The organism is Mesotoga sp. HF07.pep.5.2.highcov, assembly GCF_003666285.1.
Taxonomy (GTDB): domain Bacteria; phylum Thermotogota; class Thermotogae; order Petrotogales; family Kosmotogaceae; genus Mesotoga; species Mesotoga prima.
This window is the reverse complement of sequence record NZ_JFHJ01000542.1, coordinates 1-911: the sequence shown is the minus strand read 5'-3', so window position 1 is coordinate 911 and position 911 is coordinate 1. Positions and strand designations below refer to the sequence as shown.

The window sequence follows — 911 nt, the reverse complement described above, 5'->3', positions numbered from 1 at the left end:
TCTACCTGTGGTGCAGTCGCGATAGATGACCACGGAAGAATGACAGCCGGAACCTCCACGGGCGGAATGATGATGAAAAGCTTCGGCAGGGTGGGAGACAGCCCCATTATAGGCGCGGGAACCTACGCGGATTCATTCGGCGCAGTCTCCGCAACGGGTCATGGAGAAAAGATTATGAAGCTCACCCTGAGCAGGCTGGTTGCCTTCTTCATGGAACAGTACCCCGCTCAAAAGTCCGTCGACATCGCTCTCGAGAGAGCCAGATACTTCGACTGTGAGTGCGGTTTAATTGCGCTCGACAGATACGGCAATATCGGAATAGGGCACACTTCAAAGGATATGTCATGGGCGTTCATAAAAGATGGTCATGCACCGGTGATATTCTAATAATCACTGGCTGCCTTTCTCGTAGAGAAAGCTCCCTGCTTTGAGACTTCAGTTTTTTGAAAATCGCTACGGAAAGAAAAGCTGCAACAAATAGCGCAAAGTAACTGGCAACTGTCCGAGAAAAATGATCCTCATTGAGCTCGAAGATCTTTTGCAAAAAGATAATCGCAGGTATAAGGAAGAAATCTTGTTTCGACATCGGCAGCAATCTCGCTGCGATTCCCTTTCCAAAAACCTGAAGCAGGTCCGTAGAAGTTATCACGAAGCCGAATGTGGAAAAGAAGATGTTTACCACCCTAAAGGCTCTGGAGCCCACATCGATGACTTCTGGGTCGTTACAGGAGATGCTTATAATCGAACTCGGTATAGTCAACCCGGTAATGGTAAAAACCACTGCAAAGACCGTAATCACTATCAACAAAAATCTCAGAGTTTCCAAAAACCCTAGAAGACTTCTTCGCGCCGTAATTATAGCCAGCAACCGGTTGAAATGCAAGATCGTATCCGAATAGAACCATCATCCC

At 47.3% G+C, this 911-nt stretch carries 3 protein-coding genes; 1 reads left to right on the top strand and 2 read right to left on the bottom strand.

Annotated elements, in window-relative coordinates; all coding sequences use genetic code 11:
* Positions 1-387, top strand: a 387-nt coding sequence (locus tag BG32_RS11560) for an isoaspartyl peptidase/L-asparaginase (RefSeq protein ID WP_183084331.1), incomplete at its 5' end; no start/stop codon positions are given.
* Here BG32_RS11560 and BG32_RS11555 read toward each other — a convergent pair.
* A complete protein-coding gene (locus tag BG32_RS11555) occupies positions 353-805 on the bottom strand; it encodes a hypothetical protein (protein ID WP_041928188.1) in 453 nt (150 codons plus the stop codon). The two genes, BG32_RS11560 and BG32_RS11555, sit on opposite strands and share 35 nt — an antisense overlap.
* Positions 723-911, bottom strand: a 189-nt coding sequence (locus BG32_RS15865) for a hypothetical protein (RefSeq protein ID WP_220660332.1), incomplete at its 5' end; no start/stop codon positions are given. The genes BG32_RS15865 and BG32_RS11555, both read right to left, overlap by 83 nt.